General features: G+C 62.7%; 22 protein-coding genes. 13 read left to right on the forward strand and 9 right to left on the reverse strand.

Annotated features, from left to right (window positions below; genetic code table 11):
- Nucleotides 1-108: 108 nt before the first annotated feature.
- From AAE484_RS07035 to AAE484_RS07045, 3 genes are read right to left on the reverse strand one after another with little or no spacing between them, the layout of a single operon-like run.
- The gene (locus tag AAE484_RS07035; RefSeq protein ID WP_341937651.1) at nucleotides 109-1,512 is read right to left on the reverse strand and encodes an ATP-binding protein; all 1,404 of its coding nucleotides are present in this window, start codon (nucleotides 1,510-1,512) and stop codon (nucleotides 109-111) included.
- Entirely contained in the window at nucleotides 1,509-2,198 is a 690-nt protein-coding gene (locus tag AAE484_RS07040) for a response regulator transcription factor (RefSeq protein WP_341937652.1), read from the reverse strand. Before AAE484_RS07040 ends, AAE484_RS07035 begins: the two co-directional genes overlap by 4 nt.
- Before the next feature lie 24 nt (nucleotides 2,199-2,222).
- On the reverse strand, nucleotides 2,223-2,558 hold the full coding sequence (locus AAE484_RS07045; RefSeq protein WP_341937653.1) for a PepSY domain-containing protein: 336 nt from the start codon (nucleotides 2,556-2,558) through the stop codon (nucleotides 2,223-2,225).
- 252 nt (nucleotides 2,559-2,810) lie between these two features.
- On the opposite strand from AAE484_RS07045, the gene AAE484_RS07050 reads away from it, so the two are divergent.
- The 13 genes from AAE484_RS07050 (at nucleotide 2,811) to AAE484_RS07110 (ending at nucleotide 14,438) form a co-directional block, all read left to right on the forward strand.
- Entirely contained in the window at nucleotides 2,811-4,076 is a 1,266-nt protein-coding gene (locus AAE484_RS07050) for a glutamate-5-semialdehyde dehydrogenase (RefSeq protein ID WP_341937654.1), read from the forward strand.
- Nucleotides 4,076-4,738 (forward strand): nicotinate-nucleotide adenylyltransferase, encoded by a 663-nt coding sequence (gene nadD, locus AAE484_RS07055; RefSeq protein WP_341937655.1) that lies wholly within the window; start codon nucleotides 4,076-4,078, stop codon nucleotides 4,736-4,738. Before AAE484_RS07050 ends, nadD begins: the two co-directional genes overlap by 1 nt.
- Nucleotides 4,739-4,819: 81 nt before the next feature.
- Nucleotides 4,820-5,161 (forward strand): ribosome silencing factor, encoded by a 342-nt coding sequence (gene rsfS / locus AAE484_RS07060; protein ID WP_341937656.1) that lies wholly within the window; start codon nucleotides 4,820-4,822, stop codon nucleotides 5,159-5,161.
- Between the two features lie 10 nt (nucleotides 5,162-5,171).
- Nucleotides 5,172-5,639 (forward strand): 23S rRNA (pseudouridine(1915)-N(3))-methyltransferase RlmH, encoded by a 468-nt coding sequence (rlmH, locus tag AAE484_RS07065; protein ID WP_341937657.1) that lies wholly within the window; start codon nucleotides 5,172-5,174, stop codon nucleotides 5,637-5,639.
- A 21-nt stretch (nucleotides 5,640-5,660) separates the two neighbouring features.
- On the forward strand, nucleotides 5,661-7,517 hold the full coding sequence (mrdA, locus tag AAE484_RS07070; RefSeq protein ID WP_341937658.1) for a penicillin-binding protein 2: 1,857 nt from the start codon (nucleotides 5,661-5,663) through the stop codon (nucleotides 7,515-7,517).
- 21 nt (nucleotides 7,518-7,538) lie between these two features.
- Nucleotides 7,539-8,684: a rod shape-determining protein RodA gene (gene rodA, locus AAE484_RS07075; protein WP_341937659.1), complete on the forward strand. Its 1,146-nt coding sequence runs from the start codon at nucleotides 7,539-7,541 to the stop codon at nucleotides 8,682-8,684.
- Between the two features lie 58 nt (nucleotides 8,685-8,742).
- Nucleotides 8,743-9,756 carry a lytic murein transglycosylase B gene (mltB, locus tag AAE484_RS07080; protein ID WP_341937660.1) on the forward strand — a complete coding sequence of 338 codons (1,014 nt, stop codon included), beginning with the start codon at nucleotides 8,743-8,745 and terminating at the stop codon, nucleotides 9,754-9,756.
- On the forward strand, nucleotides 9,753-10,592 hold the full coding sequence (locus AAE484_RS07085) for a septal ring lytic transglycosylase RlpA family protein (protein ID WP_341937661.1): 840 nt from the start codon (nucleotides 9,753-9,755) through the stop codon (nucleotides 10,590-10,592). Before mltB ends, AAE484_RS07085 begins: the two co-directional genes overlap by 4 nt.
- Before the next feature lie 55 nt (nucleotides 10,593-10,647).
- On the forward strand, nucleotides 10,648-11,799 hold the full coding sequence (locus AAE484_RS07090; RefSeq protein WP_445928836.1) for a D-alanyl-D-alanine carboxypeptidase family protein: 1,152 nt from the start codon (nucleotides 10,648-10,650) through the stop codon (nucleotides 11,797-11,799).
- A 95-nt stretch (nucleotides 11,800-11,894) separates the two neighbouring features.
- Entirely contained in the window at nucleotides 11,895-12,170 is a 276-nt protein-coding gene (locus tag AAE484_RS07095) for a YbeD family protein (RefSeq protein WP_341937663.1), read from the forward strand.
- A gap of 20 nt (nucleotides 12,171-12,190) precedes the next feature.
- Nucleotides 12,191-12,832, forward strand: coding sequence for a lipoyl(octanoyl) transferase LipB (gene lipB / locus AAE484_RS07100; RefSeq protein ID WP_341937682.1), 642 nt, complete (start codon nucleotides 12,191-12,193; stop codon nucleotides 12,830-12,832).
- 88 nt (nucleotides 12,833-12,920) lie between these two features.
- A complete protein-coding gene (gene lipA / locus AAE484_RS07105; RefSeq protein ID WP_341937664.1) occupies nucleotides 12,921-13,934 on the forward strand; it encodes a lipoyl synthase in 1,014 nt (337 codons plus the stop codon).
- A 12-nt stretch (nucleotides 13,935-13,946) separates the two neighbouring features.
- A complete protein-coding gene (locus AAE484_RS07110) occupies nucleotides 13,947-14,438 on the forward strand; it encodes a GNAT family N-acetyltransferase (protein WP_341937665.1) in 492 nt (163 codons plus the stop codon).
- A 131-nt stretch (nucleotides 14,439-14,569) separates the two neighbouring features.
- Here the strand turns inward: AAE484_RS07110 and rdgC are convergent, their stop codons facing one another.
- The 6 genes from rdgC to rpsU form a co-directional block, all read right to left on the reverse strand.
- A complete protein-coding gene (rdgC, locus tag AAE484_RS07115; protein WP_341937666.1) occupies nucleotides 14,570-15,487 on the reverse strand; it encodes a recombination-associated protein RdgC in 918 nt (305 codons plus the stop codon).
- Nucleotides 15,488-15,586: 99 nt separating this feature from the next.
- Nucleotides 15,587-16,651, reverse strand: a complete 1,065-nt coding sequence (locus AAE484_RS07120) for an AI-2E family transporter (protein WP_341937667.1) — start codon at nucleotides 16,649-16,651, stop codon at nucleotides 15,587-15,589.
- 118 nt (nucleotides 16,652-16,769) lie between these two features.
- A complete protein-coding gene (gene rpoD, locus AAE484_RS07125) occupies nucleotides 16,770-18,623 on the reverse strand; it encodes an RNA polymerase sigma factor RpoD (RefSeq protein WP_341937668.1) in 1,854 nt (617 codons plus the stop codon).
- A 132-nt stretch (nucleotides 18,624-18,755) separates the two neighbouring features.
- Nucleotides 18,756-20,807, reverse strand: a complete 2,052-nt coding sequence (gene dnaG, locus AAE484_RS07130; RefSeq protein ID WP_341937669.1) for a DNA primase — start codon at nucleotides 20,805-20,807, stop codon at nucleotides 18,756-18,758.
- 47 nt (nucleotides 20,808-20,854) lie between these two features.
- Nucleotides 20,855-21,307, reverse strand: a complete 453-nt coding sequence (locus tag AAE484_RS07135; protein WP_341937670.1) for a GatB/YqeY domain-containing protein — start codon at nucleotides 21,305-21,307, stop codon at nucleotides 20,855-20,857.
- 140 nt (nucleotides 21,308-21,447) lie between these two features.
- Nucleotides 21,448-21,663 (reverse strand): 30S ribosomal protein S21, encoded by a 216-nt coding sequence (gene rpsU, locus AAE484_RS07140; protein WP_341937671.1) that lies wholly within the window; start codon nucleotides 21,661-21,663, stop codon nucleotides 21,448-21,450.
- Between the last annotated feature and the right edge of the window lie 28 nt (nucleotides 21,664-21,691).

Below are 21,691 nucleotides of genomic sequence, written 5' to 3' on the forward strand. Positions count from 1 at the left end.
ACGCCAGTTTCCGGTTTTTTCAGAGCATTACCCAGTGGTTATTACCACTGTCGTGTGTGCGGCGATGTCGCTGCGTTTTGTGAGACTTGGCTCACAAGTATAGTCGATTTACTCCATGGCGGCCGGCGCTGATCCGGCCCCAAACTCTGCTTTCACCCCTGCGCCACCCAGTTCAGAGCGCTCGAGGCTGAGCTGCCCGCCGTAACTGCGCACAATGTCGGCCGCCACCGCCAGGCCGATGCCCTGGCCGGGCTGCAGGCTGTCCAGCCGTTGGCCGCGCTGCAATACCCGCTCCCGCTCGGCTTCCGGGACCCCGGGGCCATCATCGTCCACTTGCAGAACCAGCGTGTTCCCGTCGCCCCGGGCGCTGAGTCGTACCCGGGCCCGGCCGTATTTGTAGGCATTGTCGAGCAGGTTACCGAGCAGCTCCAGCAGATCCTGTTCGTCGCCGGGAAAGCGTACCTCGGGCGCCAGCGCCAGCTCGGCGTCGATGGGTTTGTCCCGGTAAACCTTGTCCAGCGTCTGGATCAGGCGCTCGGCGGCCGGCTGGATGGGCGCCCGGCGGTGCAGCCCCTGTTGCTGCTCTGATACGGCCCGCTTGAGCTGATAGTTCACCACCTGGTCCATCCGGTCGACCTGGTCGCGGACTACCTGATGCAGTGAATCATCCGTCTGACGCCGCTCGGAGGAGTCCTCCGCGTGGCTGCGAAGCACGGACAGCGGGGTTTTGAGACTGTGTGCCAGGTTGCTCAGGCTCTCCCGGTAGCGTTGGCGCAGCGCCTGCTCGCGCTGGAGCACCTGGTTGAGGTTGTCGACGATCGGTTGCAGCTCGCGCGGGTGCTGCCCGCGAATGTGGCCGGTCTCGCCCCGGCGCATGGCATCGAGTGCCTGGGCCAGCTTGGGCAGCGGCCGTAGGCCCCAGCGCAGAATCGCGCTCTGGGTGAGCAACAGGACCAGAGCGGCGGCGCCCAGCCAGCGCCAGAGCTGGCTCCGGTAGCTGGCAAGCTCGGCACGATAGGCGCTCTGGTCGCGCAGCAGAGTGATCTGAAAGGGGTGTTCGGCGCCGCTGTCATCCTCCCAGATGACCGCATAGCGGGCGCGCCAGTGGGGTTGCTCCTGCAGCTGCACTTCATCCATCTCCAGTCGCCCGGGTTCCGCCAGTGGGGCGCTCAGGGAGGGTATTGATGACAGTAATCTGGCCGAACTCGACTGCCAGATGGGCCGCTCGTCCGTCGGCGATTCGATGATCGCGTAGAGGCCGGAGTTGACCCGCTCGAACTCCGGCTCCAGCAGGGCTTCGGGCATATCCAGTGTAGCCCCGTTTTCGGTCTGCTCCAGCTCGGCGACACTGAGCAGCAGATAGACGTGGCTCTGGAGCCGCTCCTCGGCCGCCGTGGTCAGGCTGCGCTGGAAGGCGCGCTCGAGCACCAGTCCGGTGGCCCCCAGAAAGATGGGCAGCAGGCAGATCGAGGCCAGAAACAGGCGGCTGCTGATTGACAGAGGGCGGCTCACGTCGTCGGGGGCTCCCCGGGCAGGTTCAATCGATACCCCAGGCCGCGTTGGGTGGTGATCAGTTTCAGTTGGCCGTCCGGGTCCAGCTTGCGCCGCAGTCGGCCGATGAACACTTCAATCACGTTGCTGTCCCGATCGAAGTCCTGGTCGTAGAGGTGTTCGGTCAGCTCGGTTTTGGACACCGCCTGGCCCTGATGCAGCGCCAGATAGGCCAGGGTCTGGTACTCATAGCCGGTCAGCTCCACCGGCTGGTCGTCGAGGGTTACCCGCCGGGCGCTGGTATCAATGCTCAGGGGGCCGCCCCGGATCACCGCGCTCGCGTGGCCGCTGGCCCGGCGCAGCAGGGCGTTGAGCCGGGCCTTGAGCTCTTCCGGGTGGAAGGGTTTGGTGAGGTAATCGTCGGCCCCCGACTCCAGCCCCTCAACCTTGTCCTGCCAGGAGCCGCGGGCGGTGAGGATCAGAATGGGGTAGTGGCGCTCTTTGGCCCGCAGCTGGCGAATCAGCGACACGCCATCAAGCAGAGGCAGGCCCAGGTCGACAATGGCGACGTCGTAGGGGTGCTCCTCTCCCAGGTAGAGGCCCTCCCGGCCATCGGGGGCCACATCCACCGCGTGCCCTTCGGCCTGCAGTTGCCGCTGGATCTGTTGGCACAGGGCCGGATCATCTTCCACCACCAGAATGCGCATAACAGAACTCCCTACGGGTTGCGATCAGGAGCGGAGCAGACGGCCGCTCTGGGCGTCGACTCCGACGTTTCGGACACGGCCATTGTCCAGCAGGATTTTCACCCGGTAGATCAGTCGGCCGTTTTTCTGCGTCGATTGCACCTTGAGCACCTTGCCGCCGTAATGCTTCTGCACGATGGCGGCCGCCTGGGAGGCCGAGATGCGCTCCTCCGACTGGGCGAGCACCATCGGGCTGGCGCCGTGGGCGGGGGCTGCAACAGTAAACGCGGTGCCGGAGGCGGCAATCAGCACCAACAGTAAGCGGGCGCCGAGTGCCAGGCGGCGCGCAAGCGGGAGCGAGATCAATGGGCCGTATGTCATAGTCTGGTATCCGGAGGCTGTACCCGCGTAGCTTACCCTGTCGCGTCCCGGGTTTACAGGCGTCGACCGTTTCAGTGTACCTGCCGGAGCTGAACCGAAGCTGAAAGTGGGCCAGGGACGCGGTTGGGGGCAAAATGCCTGAAACGCCAGTCGCAAAAAGGCCCAAAAGGCACGGGTAAACAGGGTATAATTGCCCCATTCGAGACAACGTGAACCGCATTGACCGAACCCGAGGTTGAGAACCAGACTTTTATGACCGAACAAGACACCGTGATTGACTACATGGCCGAGCTGGGGCGCAATGCCCGCGCCGCTTCCCGCAAGCTGGCGGCGGCCTCCACCGGGGTGAAAAACCGTGCACTGCTGGCCATGGCCGAAGCGCTGGACGGCGCGCGCGCCGAGCTGGCCACGGAAAACCAGAAAGACCTGGACGCCGGTCAGGCCAATGGCCTGGAGCCGGCCCTGCTGGATCGCCTGGCGCTCAAGCCCGCCACCATCGATGGCATGATCGAAGGCCTGCGCCAGGTGGCGGCACTGCCGGACCCCTGCGGTGCCATTACCGATATGACCTATCGCCCCAGCGGCATTCAGGTGGGCAAGATGCGCGTCCCCCTGGGCGTGGTCGGCATCATTTACGAGTCGCGCCCGAACGTGACCATTGATGCCGCCAGCCTGTGCCTGAAGTCGGGCAACGCCGCGATTCTGCGCGGCGGCAGCGAGGCCATTCACTCCAACCGGGCCATTGCCCGCTGTCTGGCCCGGGGGCTGACCGAGGCAGGCCTGCCCACCACGACCGTGCAAGTCGTCGAAACCACCGACCGCGCCGCCGTGGGCGAACTGATCACCATGCCCGAGTACGTGGATGTGATCGTGCCCCGGGGCGGCAAGAGCCTGATTGAGCGTATCAGTCGCGACGCCCGGGTGCCGGTGATCAAGCACCTGGACGGCATCTGCCACGTTTATATCGACGGCAAGGCGGATCTGGACAAGGCCTTTGATATTGCCCTGAACTCCAAGACCCACCGCTACGGCGTCTGCAACGCGATGGAGACCCTGCTGGTCAGCCGCGAAGTGGCGGCCGAGATTCTGCCGCGCCTGGCGGAGGCCTACCGCGAGAAAGGCGTGGAGCTGCGTGGCTGCGAGCGCACCCGGGAGCTGATTGAGGCCCAGAACGCCACCGACGAAGACTGGGCCACCGAATATCTGGCACCCGTCCTCTCGATCCGGGTAGTGGATGATATGGATCAGGCCATCGAGCATATTGCCCGCTACAGCTCGGCGCACACCGAATCCATCGTGACCGAGGACTACACCCGGGCGCGTCGCTTCCTGACCGAGGTGGATTCCAGCTCGGTGATGGTCAATGCCTCCACCCGCTTTGCCGATGGCTTCGAGTACGGGCTGGGCGCCGAAATCGGCATCTCCACCGACAAGTTGCACGCCCGCGGCCCGGTGGGCCTGGAAGGGCTGACCTCCCAGAAGTGGGTGGTGCTGGGCGACGGGCACATCCGCTCCTGATGACCGAGAAGCACAGCGGCATGCGGCGCAAAATCGGCCTCTTTGGCGGTACCTTCGACCCGGTGCACAACGGGCACCTGCGTATGGCTTTGGAGGCCGGTGAGGAACTGGCGCTGGAGCAGGTGCGCCTGCTGCCCTGCCACCGGCCGCCGCACCGCGAAACTCCCAATGTCGACAGCGACCAGCGCACCCATATGCTGCGCCTGGCCGTTGAGTCCTGCCCGCTGCTGAAGCTGGACGACCGGGAGCTGCGCCGCGACGGGCCCTCCTATACCCTGGAGACGCTCCAGAGCCTGCGCGCCGAGCTGGGGCCCGAGGTGAGTCTGATCTGGGTCATGGGCAGTGACTCCTTCCTGGGGCTCGAGTCCTGGCACCGCTGGCGCGAGTTGCTCGATTACGCACACCTTCTGGTGGTGGCCCGGCCCGGTTGGGAACTCCCGCAGGAAGGGGCACTCCATGACTGGTTGCTCAACCATCGGGCGGAGTCCCAACAAAGTCTGGAGGCGACCCCGGCGGGCTCGGTACTGGTGCGCTCGTTGCGCCTGCTGCCCATTTCGGCCACTGAGATACGGCAGATCATCGCCGGCGGCCAGTCCCCCCAGTTTTTACTGCCCGAATCAGTCTGGCAGTATGTTCAAAAACGCCGGCTTTACCATCCTTGAGACGGCGGCCCGGCCGGTGATTGACGCAGGGCCGGTTTTCCATTCACCCCATAGATAGTCAACGAACAGAGTAGGTAGCGAATGTCCGCAGAGTTAAATCAGATCATTGTCGAGGCCCTGGAAGATCTCAAGGGAAAACAGATTGTCCAGCTCGATGTCAGAGAGCTGAGTTCGGTCATGGATACCCTGGTGTTGGCCAGCGGTACCTCCAGCCGGCACGTCAAGTCCCTGGCCAATAACGTCGTGGAAGACGCCAAGCAGCAGGGGCATCCGCCCATCGGGGTCGAGGGCGTCGATTCGGGCGACTGGGTTCTGGTCGACTTTGGCGACATTGTCGTGCACGTCATGCAGGAAGAGACCCGCAGTTTCTACGATCTGGAAAAGCTCTGGTCGATGGAGCCGGGCAGCCGCTCCGCCACCTGAGTCGCCGACCATGCGCATTCGTCTGATTGCTGTCGGGACCAAAATGCCCGCCTGGATCGAGCAGGGGTACACCGAGTACGCCAAGCGTCTGCCCCGGGACTGCACGGTGGAGCTCGTGGAATTGCCGCTGGGACCGCGTGGCAAGAGTGGCTCGCCGGCGGTGGCCATTGAGCGCGAAGGGCAGGCCATGCAGGCCGCCGTCGGCAAGGGCGACAAGGTGATCGCGTTGGAGGTGGAAGGCCGCCCCTGGAGCACCGAGAAGCTGGCACAGAATATGGACGCCTGGCGGATGAGTGGGGCCAACTACAGCCTGCTGATCGGTGGGCCGGATGGCCTGTCCCCAGCATGCCGGGCGCTCGCTGAAAGTGAGTGGTCACTGTCGCCACTGACACTGCCGCACCCACTGGTGCGCCTGGTGGTGATCGAGCAGCTGTACCGGGCCTACTCGATCCTGCACAATCACCCCTACCATAAATAACGCCACGACCCCCGAGACGCCATGTCAGAAGACCAGCGCTTTAAAGACCATCACCGCGAATCGAGGATATTCCTCAGTCGGGTGATCATCACCTCGGTGATCATGGCGTTGCTGGTGGCGCTCGTGGTGGCGCGCTATTACAGCCTGCAGGTGGTGCATCATGAAGACTATGCCACCCGCTCGGACCGCAACCGGGTGCACGTCCAGCCCGTGCCCCCCACCCGGGGGCTGATTTACGACCGCAATGGCGAGCTGCTGGCCGATAATCGGCCCAGCTACACCCTGTCGGTCATTCGCGAGCGGGTCGACGATATGGACGCCACCCTGGCGCTTTTGCGCGACCTGGTGGATGTCTCCCAGAACGACCTGGAAAAATTCTACGATCAGCTGCAGCAGTGGCGCCGCCCCTTTGAGGCCATTCCGCTGCGCTTCCGCCTGACCGAGGAAGAAATCGCCCGGCTGGCGGTCAACGAATTCCGCCTGGAAGGGGTCGAAGTCAACGCCCAGTTGGTGCGCCACTACCCGAAGGGCGAGCTGTTCGCGCACGTGCTCGGCTATGTGGGCCGCATCAGCCAGGCGGACCTGGCCGAGTTTGAAGAAGATCAGTACCAGCGTTACAGCGGTACCCACTCGATCGGCAAATCGGGTCTGGAGCATCAGTACGAAGGGCTGCTTCTGGGGCAGGCCGGCAGCCAGAATGTGGAGACCAACGCCCGGGGGCGAGTGCTGCGTGTGCTCGACCGGGTCGACCCCAAGCCGGGCGAGGACATTTATCTGCACCTGGATGCGCGCCTGCAGAAGGCCGCCTCCGAAGCTCTGGGCGATCACCGGGGCGCGGTGGTGGCCATGGACGTCAATACCGGGGGCATTCTGGCCGCGGTCTCCATGCCCAGTTTCGATCCCAACCTGTTCGTCACCGGCATCAGCTTCCGCAATTACCGTGAACTCAATCAGTCCCTGGATCTACCGCTCTACAATCGCTTCCTGCAGGGTCAGTACCCGCCGGGGTCGACGCTCAAACCCATGATCGGTCTTGGGGGGCTGCACCACGATGTGGTTGATACCGACACGACCGTCCGCGACCCGGGCTACTATCGCCTGCCCGGCGTCGACCGGCTCTACCGGGACTGGAAGCGCGAGGGGCACGGCATGAAGGTGGACCTGCACCAGGCGGTGGTGGAATCCTGCGATGTGTATTATTACGATCTCGGGCATCGGATGGGGGTGGATCTGATGCACAAGTTTGGCGAGCACTTTGGCCTGGGGCGGCGCACCGGTGTGGACATTCCCTCCGAGCGCAGCGGCAACTGGCCCTCGCGGGAATGGAAGCGCAATAACCGGGGGATGGCCTGGTATCCGGGCGATAACCTGAACATGGCCATCGGTCAGGGTTATGTGCTCACCACGCCCATTCAACTGGCCCAGGTCACGACCACCCTGGCAAACCGGGGCCGGCGACTGCGCCCGCAGATGGTGCGCCAGATCGGGGAGCAGGAACAGCTGCCGGCACTGGAAGAGCATCTGCAGGTGGATCAGGAGCACTGGGACTATGTTCTGGAAGCCATGCGCGACGTCATGCATGGTCCGCGCGGCACGGCCCGCCGGGCGGCTTTCGGGGCCGACTACGAAATGGCCGGCAAGACCGGTACCGCCCAGGTGGTCGCCATCCCCCAGGGCGAGGAGTACGACTCCGAAGCGCTGGAAGAGCGTCAGCGCGACCACGCGCTGTTTGTCGGCTTTGCGCCCGCCGATAACCCGCAGATCGCGGTGGCGGTGGTGGTAGAAAACGGCGAATCCGGCTCGGGGGTCGCGGCACCCGTGGCCCGACGGGTGTTCGATGCGCATTTGCGGGGGCTTTATGAAGTACCGGCCGAGTAATGGAGCAGAGGGTGTCTGTTGATGAGTGAGCAGGATTTTTTGCGGCGCCTGCCCGAGGCGGGCCACAGTCTGCGTCGGCGTGATCGCCTGCAGCACCGCCTGCATCTGGATTTCACCCTGTTGTTGCTGTTGGCACTGGTGGCCGGCTATGGTCTGATCGTGCTGTACAGTGCCAATGGCCAGTCGATGGATGGCGTACAACGCCAGGGTATCTATTTTGCTCTGGCCTTTGCCGTGATGTTTGTCACCGCGCAGGTTCCACCGCACCTCTTGCGCCGTCTGGCGCCCTGGGCCTACGCTGCCGGTGTTGCGCTCCTGGTGCTGGTTCTGGTGCTGGGGATTGGTGCCAAAGGCGCCCAGCGCTGGCTAGGTATCGCCGGGTTTCGCTTCCAGCCCTCTGAGGTGATGAAGCTGGCCATCCCGATCATGATCGCGGCTTATCTGGGGCGGCGGCTGATGCCGCCGAGCCTCAAGCACATTGTTGTCAGTCTGGCACTGGTTCTGCTGCCCACGGTACTCATTATGTTGCAACCGGATCTGGGGACTTCCCTGCTGGTGGCTTCCTCCGGGCTGGTGGTGTTGTTTTTCGCCGGTCTGTCGTGGCGCTATCTGCTGGTGGCCGGGGTTGTGATCGTGGCCAGTGTCTGGCCCCTGTGGCAGTTTGTCATGCACGACTACCAGAAGCAGAGGGTACTGACCCTGCTGGATCCGGAGAAGGACAGCCTGGGCTCGGGCTGGAACATCATCCAGTCCAAAACCGCCATCGGCTCCGGCGGCTATTCGGGCAAAGGGTGGCTGGAAGGCACCCAATCGCAACTGGATTTTCTGCCCGAGGGGCATACCGATTTTATTATTGCCGTGTTGGGCGAAGAGTTCGGATTTCTGGGCGTCATGGTGCTGCTCGCGCTCTACTGCCTGATTATCGCCCGCGGACTGTTGATTGCGCTGCGGGCCCAGGACAGCTTCAGCCGGCTGTTGGCGGCCAGCATTACCTTCACGCTGTTTGTCTACGTCTTTGTCAACGCCGGTATGGTCGCCGGTATGCTGCCGGTGGTGGGGGTCCCCCTGCCACTGGTGAGTCAGGGGGGCACGGCGATCGTGACCCTGATGGCCGGGTTCGGCCTGCTGATGTCGATTGCCACCGAGCGTCGGCGGGTCTCTCGTTAGTGGGCCGCTAGCTCTGGGAATCAATCGCTCAGCGTCAATCATCAATGTGAGGTGGATCTTGTTCAGGACTTTTTCTCTGCGTGCGGCGAGCCTGTCGCTCGCGACAACCGCTCTGGTGTGTGCGGCGGCGGCCGGGGCCGATTACCGGGAGCATCCCGAGGCCCGGGTATTCATGGCCGAAATGGTCGAGGAGCACGATTTCGAGCTCGAAAAGCTGCAGCGCTGGTTTGCTCAGGCCGAGCAGAAGGAGGCCATTCTTGAGGCCATTGCCCGGCCGGCCGAACGCACCCGGACCTGGGCCGAGTACCGGCCAATTTTCATTCAGCGGTTGCGGGTTGATCGCGGGGTCGAGTTCTGGAACGAGCACCGCGACGCGCTGGCCCGGGCCGAGCGGGAGCTGGGCGTGCCGGCGGAAATCATCGTGGCCATCATCGGTGTGGAAACCAATTACGGCCGCACGACCGGCTCGTACCGCGTACTGGATGCACTGAGCACTCTGGCCTTTGATTACCCGCCGCGCTCGGCGTTTTTCCGCCGCGAACTCAAGCAGTACCTGATACTGATGCGCGAACACGAACAGAACCCTTTGGATTTTAAGGGGTCCTATGCCGGAGCGATGGGGCTGGGGCAGTTCATGCCCTCGAGCTATCGCCACTACGCCGTGGATTTTGATGGCGATGAGTTTGCCGATATCTGGAACAACCCGGTCGATGCCATCGGCAGTGTGGCCAACTATTTTGCCGAGCATGGCTGGCGCGCCGGTGAGCCGGTGGTGGTGCGCGCCCGCGCCGCCGAAGAGCTGTCGCCGGAGCTGGAGAGCGAGTGGAACAAAATCGATCCACCCGAGCGCACGGTGGCCTACTGGCGCGAGCGGGGTCTGACGCCGATTTTTCCGCTGGCGGGCACTCTGCCGACCCAGGGGCTGCACCTGGAGGGTGTGCACGGTGATGAATACTGGTTGGCACTGCACAATTTTTACGTGATTACCCGTTATAACCGGAGCCATCTGTACGCTATGGCCTCCTATCAATTGAGTCTGGCGATAAAAGCCGCCTGGGAGAACAGTCAGTGAAACGGATCGGTTTTTTTGTCTCCACCCTGGTGCTGTTCACGCTGGTCGGTTGCGCCCCGCTCGGGGTAAAGATCGGGGAGGAGCAGGACCGGGGCCCGGACAAGCCGGTGGATCTGTCCGGCGTGCCGGATGCCGAACCCCGGCATGAAGTCAGAACTTCCGCCGGCAACCGCAGCCCCTACACAGTACTGGGTAAAACCTACGAGCTGATGGAAGACGAAACCGGCTACCGGGAGCAGGGGATTGCGTCCTGGTACGGGCAGAAATTTCACGGCCGCAAAACCTCCAATGGCGAAACCTACGATATGTACGCCATGACCGCCGCCCACAAGACGCTGCCGATTCCCTGTTACGTCCGGGTCACCAACCTGGAAAACGAGCGTCAGGTCATTGTGCGGGTCAATGATCGGGGTCCGTTTCACGATCGCCGTATCATCGATCTGAGTTATGCGGCGGCCCAGCGTCTCGGTTTTGCCGGGCAGGGCACCGCCCAGGTTGAAGTGGAGATTATTGTTCCCGGGGAGCAGGCGCCGGTGCCGTTGCGTGATGAGAATGCAGAGTCCACGTCAGACTCCGAGGATGCGGTGGCGAAGGATGAGCCGGATGCGTCCGCGTTTTTGCAGGTCGGGGCCTTTGGTTCGCGCGCGGCCGCCGAAGCGCAGCAGATCCGTTTGAGCAGCCTGCTGGACTGGCCGGTGGTGATTCACAGTAATCGAGAGATCCCGGTGCTGCACCGGGTCCGGATCGGGCCCCTGGAGACCAATCAGGATGTGCGTTCGGTACGCGAACAGCTGCGCAAAAATGACATAGAGCAAACCCATATTGTCCACCAGTAGTGGTACCATTGACCGCCTCAATCTATGGAGCTGATTCACCAGAGTGATTTCCCAAATGTCTATGAAAAATATCCTTGCCGCCAGTTTACTGTTTTTCCTGACCGCTGCGGTCCAGGCCCAGCAGGTCATCATTCCTGCGCCTCCCCAGTTGGCCGCGACGGCTTACCTGTTGATGGATGCGGATACCGGCAAGGTGCTGGTCGAGCACGACGCGGACGAGGTGTTGCCGCCGGCGAGTCTGACCAAGATGATGACCAGTTACATCGTCTCGGAGGAGATTGAGCAGGGCCGTATCAGCGAGGACGATATGGTCCCGATCAGCGTGAAGGCCTGGCGCAAGGGCGGCTCCAAAATGTTTGTGCGCGAGGGGACCGAAGTCCGATTGAAGGACCTGCTGCGCGGCGTCATCATCCAGTCGGGCAACGATGCCAGCATCGCCCTGGCCGAGCATGTCGCGGGCAGCGAGGAAGGCTTTGTCGATGTCATGAACCAGACGGCCGCCAAACTGGGCATGACCAATACCCAATTCAAGAACTCCACCGGCTGGCCCGCCGAAGGTCACTACACCACGGCGCGGGACATGGCGATTCTGGCGCGAGCGGTCATCGAGGATCACCCCGAGCACTACGACCTGTATCAGGAAAAGTATTTCTCCTATAACGGCATCAACCAGGCCAACCGCAACCGCCTGTTGTTCCGTGACGATACCGTAGACGGCCTGAAAACCGGTCATACGGAAGAGGCGGGCTACTGCCTGGTGGCCTCGGCGGTGCGTCGGGATATGCGCCTGATCTCGGTGGTGATGGGCACCGATAGCGAGAACGCCCGGGCCGCCGAAACCCAGAAGCTGCTGGCCTACGGTTTCCGCTATTTCCAGACCCAACCGGTCTACGCCGCCGGGGACGAGCTGCAGACCAGCCGCGTCTGGGCCGGTCGCGACGATCAGGTGACGTTGACCATCTCCGAGGAGATCCGTTTGACCATCCCGCGTGGGGCGCTGGATAACCTCGATGCCCAGATGCATATCGATGAAATCATCAAGGCACCGATCGAGCAGGGACAGGAGCTGGGCAACCTGACCATTGATCTGGACGGCGAGCGTCTGGTCGACGTGCCCCTGGTGGCCAAGCAGGCGGTGGAAGAGGCCGGCTTTTTTGCCCGTCTGATCGACAACATCAAGCTGTTCTTCGCCAAGATCTTCAGCTGATCCTGTAGGTACTCCGTCGTGGAAGGAGGGCAGAGCCCTCCTTCTGCTGTTATACTGGGCGCGCCTAAACCCATGATCTGGTGGCCATGTCCGATATGTCCGAATCCCAAGAGCCCCCCAAAATCGAATTTCCCTGCCCGGACTACCCCATCAAGATACTGGGCGACGCCGGGCCAGGGCTGCATGAGCTGGTGATCGAGGTCATGGAGCAGCACGCTCCGGGTTTTGATCAGGCCCGCATGACGGTCCGCGACAGCCGCAACGGCCGCTACCAGTCGCTCACGGTGTGGATTACCGCCGAGGGCGAGAGCCAGCTGAAGGCCATTCATGAAGATCTCATCCAAAGCAAACTGACCAAAATGGTGATGTAGTGACCGGCTCCAGCGCTGTGATGCCCGAGTCGCTGGCCCTGCATCGTCTGGACCTGGGTCGGGAGGACTATGGCCCGGTGTGGGAGCGTATGCGCACCTTCACCGACACCCGGGGACCCGATACGCCGGATGAGATCTGGCTGGTGGAGCACCCCCCGGTTTTCACCCAGGGCCAGGCGGGCAAACCCGAACACCTGCTGGGGCCCGGCGAGATCCCGGTGGTGCAGACCGACCGGGGCGGCCAGGTGACCTACCACGGGCCGGGCCAGCTGGTGGCTTACCCGCTGCTGGATCTGCGCCGTCTGAAAATGGGGGTGCGCGACCTGGTGACCGCTCTGGAGCAAACGCTCGTATCACTCCTGGCGAGCTATGGGATCGAGGCCTACGCCCGCCCTGACGCCCCCGGCGTTTATGTCGAGGGCGCCAAAATTGCCTCGCTGGGGCTGCGCGTGCGCCGGGGCTGCAGTTTTCACGGGCTGGCGTTGAACGTGGCCATGGATCTGGAACCCTTTGGCCGCATCAACCCCTGCGGTTACGAGGGTCTGGCCATGGTGCAGATGGCCGATCGACTGCCCGAACCGCCCGATATGGGCGAGTTGAAGGAGCGACTGGTGGCCCATTTTGTTCAGAAAATAGGCTATTCGTGTACAATACCGGGTTGATCAAGCCCGAGCTCAGACTTCACGCTTGGATCTCAAGAGAGACATCAGGCAAGCCCGAGATCAAGCATCAGACATCAAGAGAGTCCCAATGACCGAAACGCCCGATTTACAGCCTGTCAAACGCACCCGTCGCCTGCGTCAGGGTGAGAAGTTGCGCGATGCCGACAAGGTAGAGCGGATTCCGGTGAAAGTGATCGCCTCCGACGAGATGCCGCGCAAGCCGGACTGGATCCGCGTGCGGGTTCCGGCTTCCCCCGAAGTGGACCGGATCAAGAAGATTCTGCGCAAGAACAACCTCTCTTCGGTGTGCGAGGAGGCCAACTGCCCCAACCTGGGCGAGTGTTTCAGTGGTGGCACGGCCACCTTCATGATCATGGGCGAGATCTGCACCCGCCGCTGCCCGTTCTGCGATGTGGGCCACGGCAAGCCCAACCCCCTCGATCCGGAAGAGCCCCGGCATCTGGCTGGCGCCATCGCTGAAATGGGCCTCAAGTACGTGGTGATCACCTCGGTCGACCGGGACGATCTGCGCGATGGCGGTGCCCAGCACTTTGCCGACTGTATTCGCGAAGCGCGGATCCAGAGCCCCAACCTGCAGGTGGAAGTACTCACTCCGGATTTTCGCGGGCGAATGAAAGCCGCGCTGGATGTGCTCGAGGCCGAGGCACCGGATGTGTTCAACCACAACCTGGAAACCGTGCCGCGTCTGTACCGCCAGGCCCGCCCCGGCGCCAACTACAAGTGGTCGCTGGAACTGCTCAAAGAGTACAAAAAGCGGCGTCCCGATGTGCTCACCAAATCCGGCCTGATGGTCGGTCTGGGTGAAACCAAGGAAGAGATTCTCGAGGTTCTGCGCGATATGCGCGAGCACGATATCGACATGCTCACCATCGGCCAGTACCTGCAGCCCTCGCGCGATCACCTGCCCGTGGACCGCTACGTTCACCCGGATGAGTTCGCCGAGTACACCAAGCTTGCCCACGAGCTGGGCTTCAAGCACGCCGCCTGCGGCCCGCTGGTGCGCTCCAGCTACCATGCCGACAAGCAGGCGCACGGCGAAGCCGTGGGTGTCGTGGATTCACTGTTGGCCTCGGGGCAGTAACCGACCCGGCCGGTGATCGAGCCAACGCAAATTCCACGTCTGGTCGTGGAGCCGCTCACCGTAGCCACCACTGAGACGCAGCTCTCGGTGGTGGCCGGCTGGCACCACGATGAGTGCCGGAGGCGGGGCATCCGCTCCTCTCTGGCGCGCCGCACCGAGCAGCTGCGCGCTCACCTCGACTCTTTCCCCATCCCCGTCACGCTGCTGGCCCGCAAGGGCCCGGAGCCGCTCGGCTGTGTCAGTCTGGTGCGCTACCAGGCGAGCGCGGGCGGCTCTGACCGGGTCTGGCTGAGCAACCTTTATGTGCGTGCGGACGCACGGCGTCGGGGGCTGGGGAGCCTATTGGTGGACAGGGCGTGCCGATACGCCCGGGAGCAGGGCGAGACTGAACTGTGGTTGTTTACCGACAACCGGCAGGTATTCTACAAAAAGCGTGGCTGGCAATTGGGCGGCGAGGCCCGGGTCAGCGGCTCCGACGTGGAAATCCTGGTCCGGCGGTTGTAGTTGCGTTACGCACAGTTGTTCTGGCGGATGCGCTTGACGCTTATCCGCCCTACGTATACCACGGCAGGACCCGTAGGGCGGATAAGCGTCAAGCGCATCCGCCGCAACGTGTCGCCGCAACGCGGCCCAATTTACACCGAAGGCTCCGGCTCAGCGGTTCCGCCAAAGGCCTTGATCAGAGCGCCGACCAGGGCGGCCAGCTCCAGGCTCATGATCGCAAAATCGGCATCAAACGCCTCGGCGGCACTCTCAGGGTTTCGATCCTCGGCCTGCTCCTGCAGCTTGTCTTCAAACTTCAGTCGCTTCACCGCGAACTGGTCATCCAGCACGAAGTGAATCGCTTCTTTCCAGGTGAGCGCCAGCTTGCTGGCGAACATGCCCGCTTCCAGGTGGCTCGCCACCTCGGGCGCGCTCAGATCCAGATTCTTGCAGCGCACCACCCGGCTGTCTTTGCCCGCTTGCAGTTCGCACTCCTCGCCCAGCTCGAAATCGGGGGGCAGGGGCTCGCCACGCAGCCAGTGAGTCATCAGTTGGGCGGGCGCCTGCTGGGGTGTCAGCGGTATGGCCTTGAGGCTGCCCAGCGCTTCGCGCAGCTCGCTCAACAGATCCTCCGCCCGCTTGGCTGATGAGCTGTTGACGAGGATCAGGCGCTCGTTGAGGGCGATGTAGGCGTAATCCCGGGAGGATTTGCTGAAGGCGCGGGGCAGCAGGTCAAAGATGATTTCGTCTTTGAGGGTCTGGCGCTCCTTGCGACCGACCGGGCGGCCTTCGTCGTTTTTGATCTGGGACACTTTCTCTTCCAGGTGCTCATTGACCACGGCGCCGGGCAACAGCTTCTCCTGGCGCTTGGCGCAGATCATCAGGTAATTGCCGTTGACGTGCACATAGTCGGTGCTGTCACTGCCGGCGGGCGGAACCCACCCGCTGCGCACCAGATCCTGACTGCCGCAGGGCTGGAACGGCTTGCCCGCCAGGGCGTCGCCCAGTGCTTCGGCGGAGGTGGTGAAGGGTTCGGTCAGCTGGAACAGGCGGAGATTTTTAAACCACATAAAAGATGTTACCTAATGATGGAGGGCCGGCCCCTGATCGGGGCCGGCTGATTGACAGGTGTTACCGTTGACGCTATTCAGAGATGCGGTGCTGAATCATTAAACGTGCGGAGCGACGGGGTCCTCGTGGTTGAACTCCCGAATGAAAATGCCCCAGAACGCCATGAACAGGGCGGCAATCAGCGGCCCGATGACAAAGCCGTTGACGCCCACCAGGGCAATGCCGCCGAGGGTGGACAGCAGCACCACATAGTCGGGCAGTTTGGTGTCCCGGCCCACCAGGATCGGGCGCAGGATATTGTCCACCAGGCCGATGACCACTGCTCCGAAGAGAGTGAGAATAATACCATCCACATAGTTGGAAATGGCGAACAGGTAGATGGCGACGGGCGCCCATATAAGGGCGGCGCCAATGGCGGGGATCAGGGAGACCACCGCCATTACCACACCCCAGAGAACGGGGGCGGGAATGCCGAGAAACCAGAAAATGATGCCGCCCAGGGTGCCCTGGATCACGGCGATCACGATATTGCCTTTGACGGTGGCCCGGGTCACTTCCGCGAACTTGCCGAACAGCAGGCCTTCGCGCTCCTCGCCCAGCGGGAGTGCCTGCTTGAGAACTTCAACCATACGCTGCCCGTCTCTGAGCAAAAAGAACGTGAGGTAGATCATCACACCAAGATTCAGGATGAACTGAAAGGCGTTCTGGCCGATGTTGACGCTGCGCTCGGCCAGAAATTTGCCGGTGGCCATGGCCCCCCTGGTTACCCGGTCCTGAAGGTCATCGAGCTTGACGTCGTATTTGACCAGCATGTCTTGAGCAAAAGGGAAGCGGGTGCTGACCTGGGTCACGATTTTTTCCAGATCGATGTCGCCCGTGTCGAGTTTCTCGTAGAGATTCACCCCCTGGGAGATGACCGAGGTGGCGACAAAAATGACCGGGATGACCACGATGACGATGCTGATGCCCAGGGTGGCCAGTGCGGCGACATTGCGCCGGTGCTTGAGCCGGGGCAGCAGCCGTTGCTGGATGGGGGCGAAGATGATGGCGACAGCGCAGGCCCAGAAGATGGGCCCGAAAAAGGGCTTCAATACCCAGAGAAAGGCCAGGGAAACCAGCAGGAGCAGCCAGATGAAGGTTTTGGTTTCCAGTTTGCTGGTCATTATTCTGATTCCTTGACGGTGTTGGCGTTACGATGGGTCGACCATCGGCGCGGTTCCGCCGAGGGTCAACCTGTTTTGAACTCGCAAGCGCTACCCTTGTGGCATTCGTCCAGGAAGCTTACTCGTCCAGGAAGCTACGCAAATGGTCTGAACGGGAGGGGTGACGCAACTTGCGCAGGGCCTTGGCCTCGATCTGCCGGATCCGCTCGCGGGTCACGTCAAACTGCTTGCCCACTTCTTCCAGCGTATGGTCGGTATTCATGTCGATGCCAAAACGCATGCGCAGTACCTTGGCCTCACGCGCGGTGAGTCCGGCCAGAACCTCGCGGGTGGCTTCGGTCAGGCCCTCGGTGGTGGCCGAATCCACGGGCGAGATGATGGTGTTGTCTTCGATGAAGTCGCCCAGGTGCGAGTCCTCGTCGTCGCCGATGGGCGTCTCCATGGAGATCGGCTCCTTGGCGATCTTGAGCACCTTGCGTACCTTGTCTTCCGGCATTTCCATCCGCTCGCCCAGCTCTTCCGGCGTGGGCTCACGGCCCATTTCCTGGAGCATCTGACGCGAGACCCGGTTGAGCTTGTTGATGGTCTCTATCATGTGCACCGGAATCCGGATGGTGCGCGCCTGGTCGGCAATGGAGCGGGTAATGGCCTGGCGGATCCACCAGGTGGCGTAGGTGGAGAACTTGTAGCCGCGGCGGTACTCGAACTTGTCCACGGCCTTCATCAGGCCGATGTTGCCCTCCTGGATCAGGTCCAGGAACTGCAAACCGCGGTTGGTGTACTTTTTGGCAATGGAGATTACCAGGCGCAGGTTGGCCTCGACCATCTCTTTCTTGGCGCGACGTGCGCGGGCTTCGCCGATGGACATGCGGCGATTGATTTCCTTGATCTGCGCCAGGCTCAGGCCGCTCTCTTCTTCGAGCTGGGCCAGTTTGCGCTGGGCACGGGTTACTTCCTCTTCGACCGATTTGAGAGCGTCGGAGTAGTCGCGCTTTTTCTTGATGACGCCCGGGATCCAGTCTTCATTGGTCTCGTTGCCGGGGAACTCGCGCACAAACGTCTTGCGCGGCATACGCGACTCACGCACACACATGCGCATGATCGCGCGCTCTTCGCGCCGCACCCGGTCGAGAATCAGGCGCGCCGAGGTGTAGAGGGGCTCGAACTGACGCGGGGGCAGCTTGAAGAACTTGAACAGCTCGCCCAGCTCGACCAGCTCTTTCTGAGCCTTCTCGCTTTCGCGGCCGTGCTTGGCAATGGTCTTTTCGGTTTTGGTCAACTGCTTGGCCAACTGCCCGAAGCGCGCCTTGGCCTCTTCGGGGTCTACACCCGAAGTGGTTTCCTCTTCTTCCGGCTCGCCGTTGTCATCGTCGTCCTTTTTTTCCTCTTTCTCCTTTTTGGCTGCCTGGGTGGCGGCGGGCGTGGTGGCGGTCACCGAGGGGATCTCGTCGGCGGGGTCGAGCCAGCCGATGATCACATCGGCCAGGCGACGCTCTTCCTGCTCGACCAGCTGGTATTCATTGAGGATTTTCTCGGGTGCGCCGGGCCAGCAGGCCAGGGCGGACATCAGCTCGCGTACGCCTTCTTCAATGCGCTTGGCAATGGCGATCTCGCCCTCGCGGGTGAGCAGCTCCACGGTACCCATCTCGCGCATGTACATGCGCACCGGGTCGGTGGTGCGACCGGCTTCGGTCTCCACAGCGGCGAGCGCGGCGGCGGCTTCGGCGGCGGCGATTTCGTCGGCCGAGGCGTCGCCGTCGGTCATGAGCAGGGTGTCGGCATCCGGAGCGATCTCATAGACACGGATGCCCATGTCGTTGATCATCTGGATGATGTCTTCCACCTGATCCGGATCAGAAATGTCCTCCGGCAGATGGTCGTTAACCTCGGCATAGGTCAAGTAGCCCTGCTCTTTACCGCGGGCGATTAACTCTTTAATGCGAGATTGTTGCTGTTGAGCGTTGTCAGCCATTCGGAACCCTGTCGATCCATAGGTGTGGAAGAAATGCAAAGCGCGGGATTATATCGCATATGTTGGGCCTGATTCTATAAATTCAATGCCCGGAGTGCGCTATTCCCATTTAACTCTGAGAGAATTTGTGGTTTATTGGGCGGTTCGGTCCGCCAGTGTCGCCTTGACCAGGGCGTTGCGCTCCTCTTTGCTCAGCTGGCTGAAATCGGCGCTTTTCAGCTTGGCCAGCGAGATGGCCCGGCGCTGGTCGGCGAGCTGCCGGTGGATGCTTCCCAGGCAGTCCCGGAAGGCGGTCAGACTGTCGTAATCGGCCCGGGAGGGCTTGGCGGCCCGGGCGGCGCCCAGGGCGCCGGCGGCCACCAGCAGATCCTGCCCCGCAATCGCGGCCAGCTGCTCGGCCTCCCGCGCGCCGTGTGCTCCGCGCCAGTAGCCGATAATGTGAGCCAGCTGGTAATGCGGGCGTTCACGTACCAACTTTAGCAGCTCCCCCAGCGTCTGCAGCTCCGGTTCACTCTGTTCCAGCCAGAAATCGGGCGCCTCTTCGGCGCCGATCGCCGGATTGGCCAGCAGCAGGCCGATGGCCTTGCGCGCCGGCGGCATCAGGTAGCGTTTGCCCGCCCCCGGAGTGGCCGACCGGGACGGCTCTGCCCGGGTGTCGCTCTCCTGCGGGGCGTAGGCCTCCGGGGGCGGCTCTTCGTAATCGGGCGGCGGCACGTTGGGGTCGAAATGCCCGCTGTCTTGCTGTTCGTTTTCCCGACCGGAAGCGCCGGATCCCCCTGGCGCTCGGCGCTCGGCTGCTTCCCCGGTCTCTTTCGGGCCTCTTGAGTCCCTGGACTCTTGCGCTGCTCCCGCCTCTCCCGGCTGGGGCGCCAACACCACCGGTTCGCTGACCAGCTCCATCAGCGTGTCGCGATTCAGGCCGGTGCGGGTGGCGAGGTTATCGAACATCAACTCCCGAAAGACACCGCGCGGTAACTGATCCAGCAGCGGTGCGGCGCGCTTGCTCAGCAGGGCGCGGCCCTCCATGGTGCGGGGGTTGAGGTCCTTGCAAAGGGCGTCAAACAGGTAGTCTTCCAGCGGCACGGCCATATCGACCATGTGGCTGAATTTCTCCGCGCCGACCTGACGCACCAGAGTGTCCGGGTCCTCACCCTGGGGCAGAAACAGAAACTTGACCTGCCGGCCGTCTTCCATCACCGGCAGGGCGGCGGCCAGGGCCCGCTCGGCGGCGGTCCGTCCGGCCTGGTCGCCATCAAAGCAGAACACCACTTCCCGGGTGTGCTTGAAGGCCAGAGCCAGATGCTCCTCGCCGCAGGCGGTGCCCAGCGTGGCCACGCCGTAGCGGATGCCGAACTGAGCCAGCGCTACCACGTCCATATAACCTTCTACCACCAGCAGGCGGGGCAGGTCGCGATGGGCTTGCCTGGCCTCGTACAGACCGTAGAGCTCCCGGCCCTTGTGAAACACCGGAGTTTCCGGTGAGTTCAGGTATTTGGGTTTGTCGTCCCCCAGGACCCGTCCGCCAAAACCGATCACCCGGCCGCGCAGGTCGTGGATGGGGAACATGATCCGGTGGCGGAAGCGGTCGTAGCGCTTGTTCTGTTCCGGCTGGTGGATGAGCATGCCGCCTTCGGTCAACAGCTGGCGCTCTTCCTCGCCGGTCCCCAGGGTGCGGAGCAGGTTGTCCCAGCCGGGGGGCGCAAAACCGATGCCGTAATCCCGGGCAATATGGCCGTCCAGCCCGCGGTGCTTGAGGTAGCGCACGGCTTCCTCGCGCCTCGGGTGCTGGCGCAACTGCAGGCGATAGTAACGGTCGGCCTGTTCCAGCAGGCTGTAGATGCTCTTGCGCGCTTCGGCCCGTTTTTGCTGGGCCGGCGTCTGTTCCTCCTTGGGCACTTCCAGGCCCTGGAGGTGAGCCAGCTGCTCCACCGCTTCGGGGAACCCCAGCCGCTCGTAATCCATGAGAAAACCCACGGCATTGCCGGTGGCGCCGCAGCCGAAGCAGTAGTAGAACTGCTTATCGGGGCTGACGGTGAACGAGGGCGTTTTTTCGTCGTGAAAGGGGCAGCAGGCGCTGTAGTTCTTGCCGGTCTTTTTCAGCTTGACGCGGTGGTCCACCACCTCCACCAGATCAACCCGGTCGAGGAGCTCGTCGATAAAGCTTTGTGGAATCAATCCGGCCATAGCGCCTTATTGTAGCGGGTAAGGGGCTTCGACGGCATCGCCCGTCGTCAGCCCAGCTTCGCCTTCAAGCGCTTGCTGACGTCGGCCATGTCGGCCCGACCCTGAACCTGGGGTTTGAGGACGCCCATCACCGCGCCCATTTCTTTCATGCTGCTGGCGCCCGTCTGGGCAATGGCGTCGGCCACGAGCTGGTCCAGCTCGGCGTCGCTCAGCGGCTGCGGCAGAAACTCCTGGATGGTGTCGATCTCGAAGCGTTCCTGGTCGGCCAGATCATCGCGCCCGGCCTCCCGGTACTGCTGTTCCGAGTCGCGCCGTTGCTTGACCATTTTGTCGAGCACCGCGAGCACCCGGGCGTCATCGAGTTCGATGCGCTCGTCCACTTCAATGCGCTTGAATTCGGACGTCACCAGACGCAAAACCGCCACGCGCGCCTTTTCACGGGCGCGCATAGCGGTCTTGAGGGTGTCGTTGATGCGTTTCTGCAGCTCTGAGGCGGGCATCAGCGTCTTCCTGTCATGTGATTCTGGTCAGTGCTCAATCGCATAGGAGCCCTCAAACCCGGCGCAACGCCTGGGGAGGGCTCTTGTAGCCCGCTAAAGGCTCTCTTGAGGCCCACTAGGTAGGCCCGGTTCCGGTCTGCTTAATACAGACGCTGGAACTTGCGGTTTTCGCGCTGGACCTTCTTGGCGTGACGCTTCACCGCCGCAGCAGCCTTGCGCTTACGCACGGCTGTGGGCTTCTCATAAGCTTCACGGCTGCGAACTTCGGACAAAATGCCGGCTTTTTCACAAGAGCGCTTAAAGCGGCGCAGCGCGACGTCAAACGGCTCGTTGTCTTTAATCTTTACTGAAGGCATGCGGTTACCTTTACTCAATTAATTCGCC

This window comes from Marinimicrobium sp. C2-29, from assembly GCF_038419845.1.
Classification (GTDB): domain Bacteria; phylum Pseudomonadota; class Gammaproteobacteria; order Pseudomonadales; family Cellvibrionaceae; genus Marinimicrobium.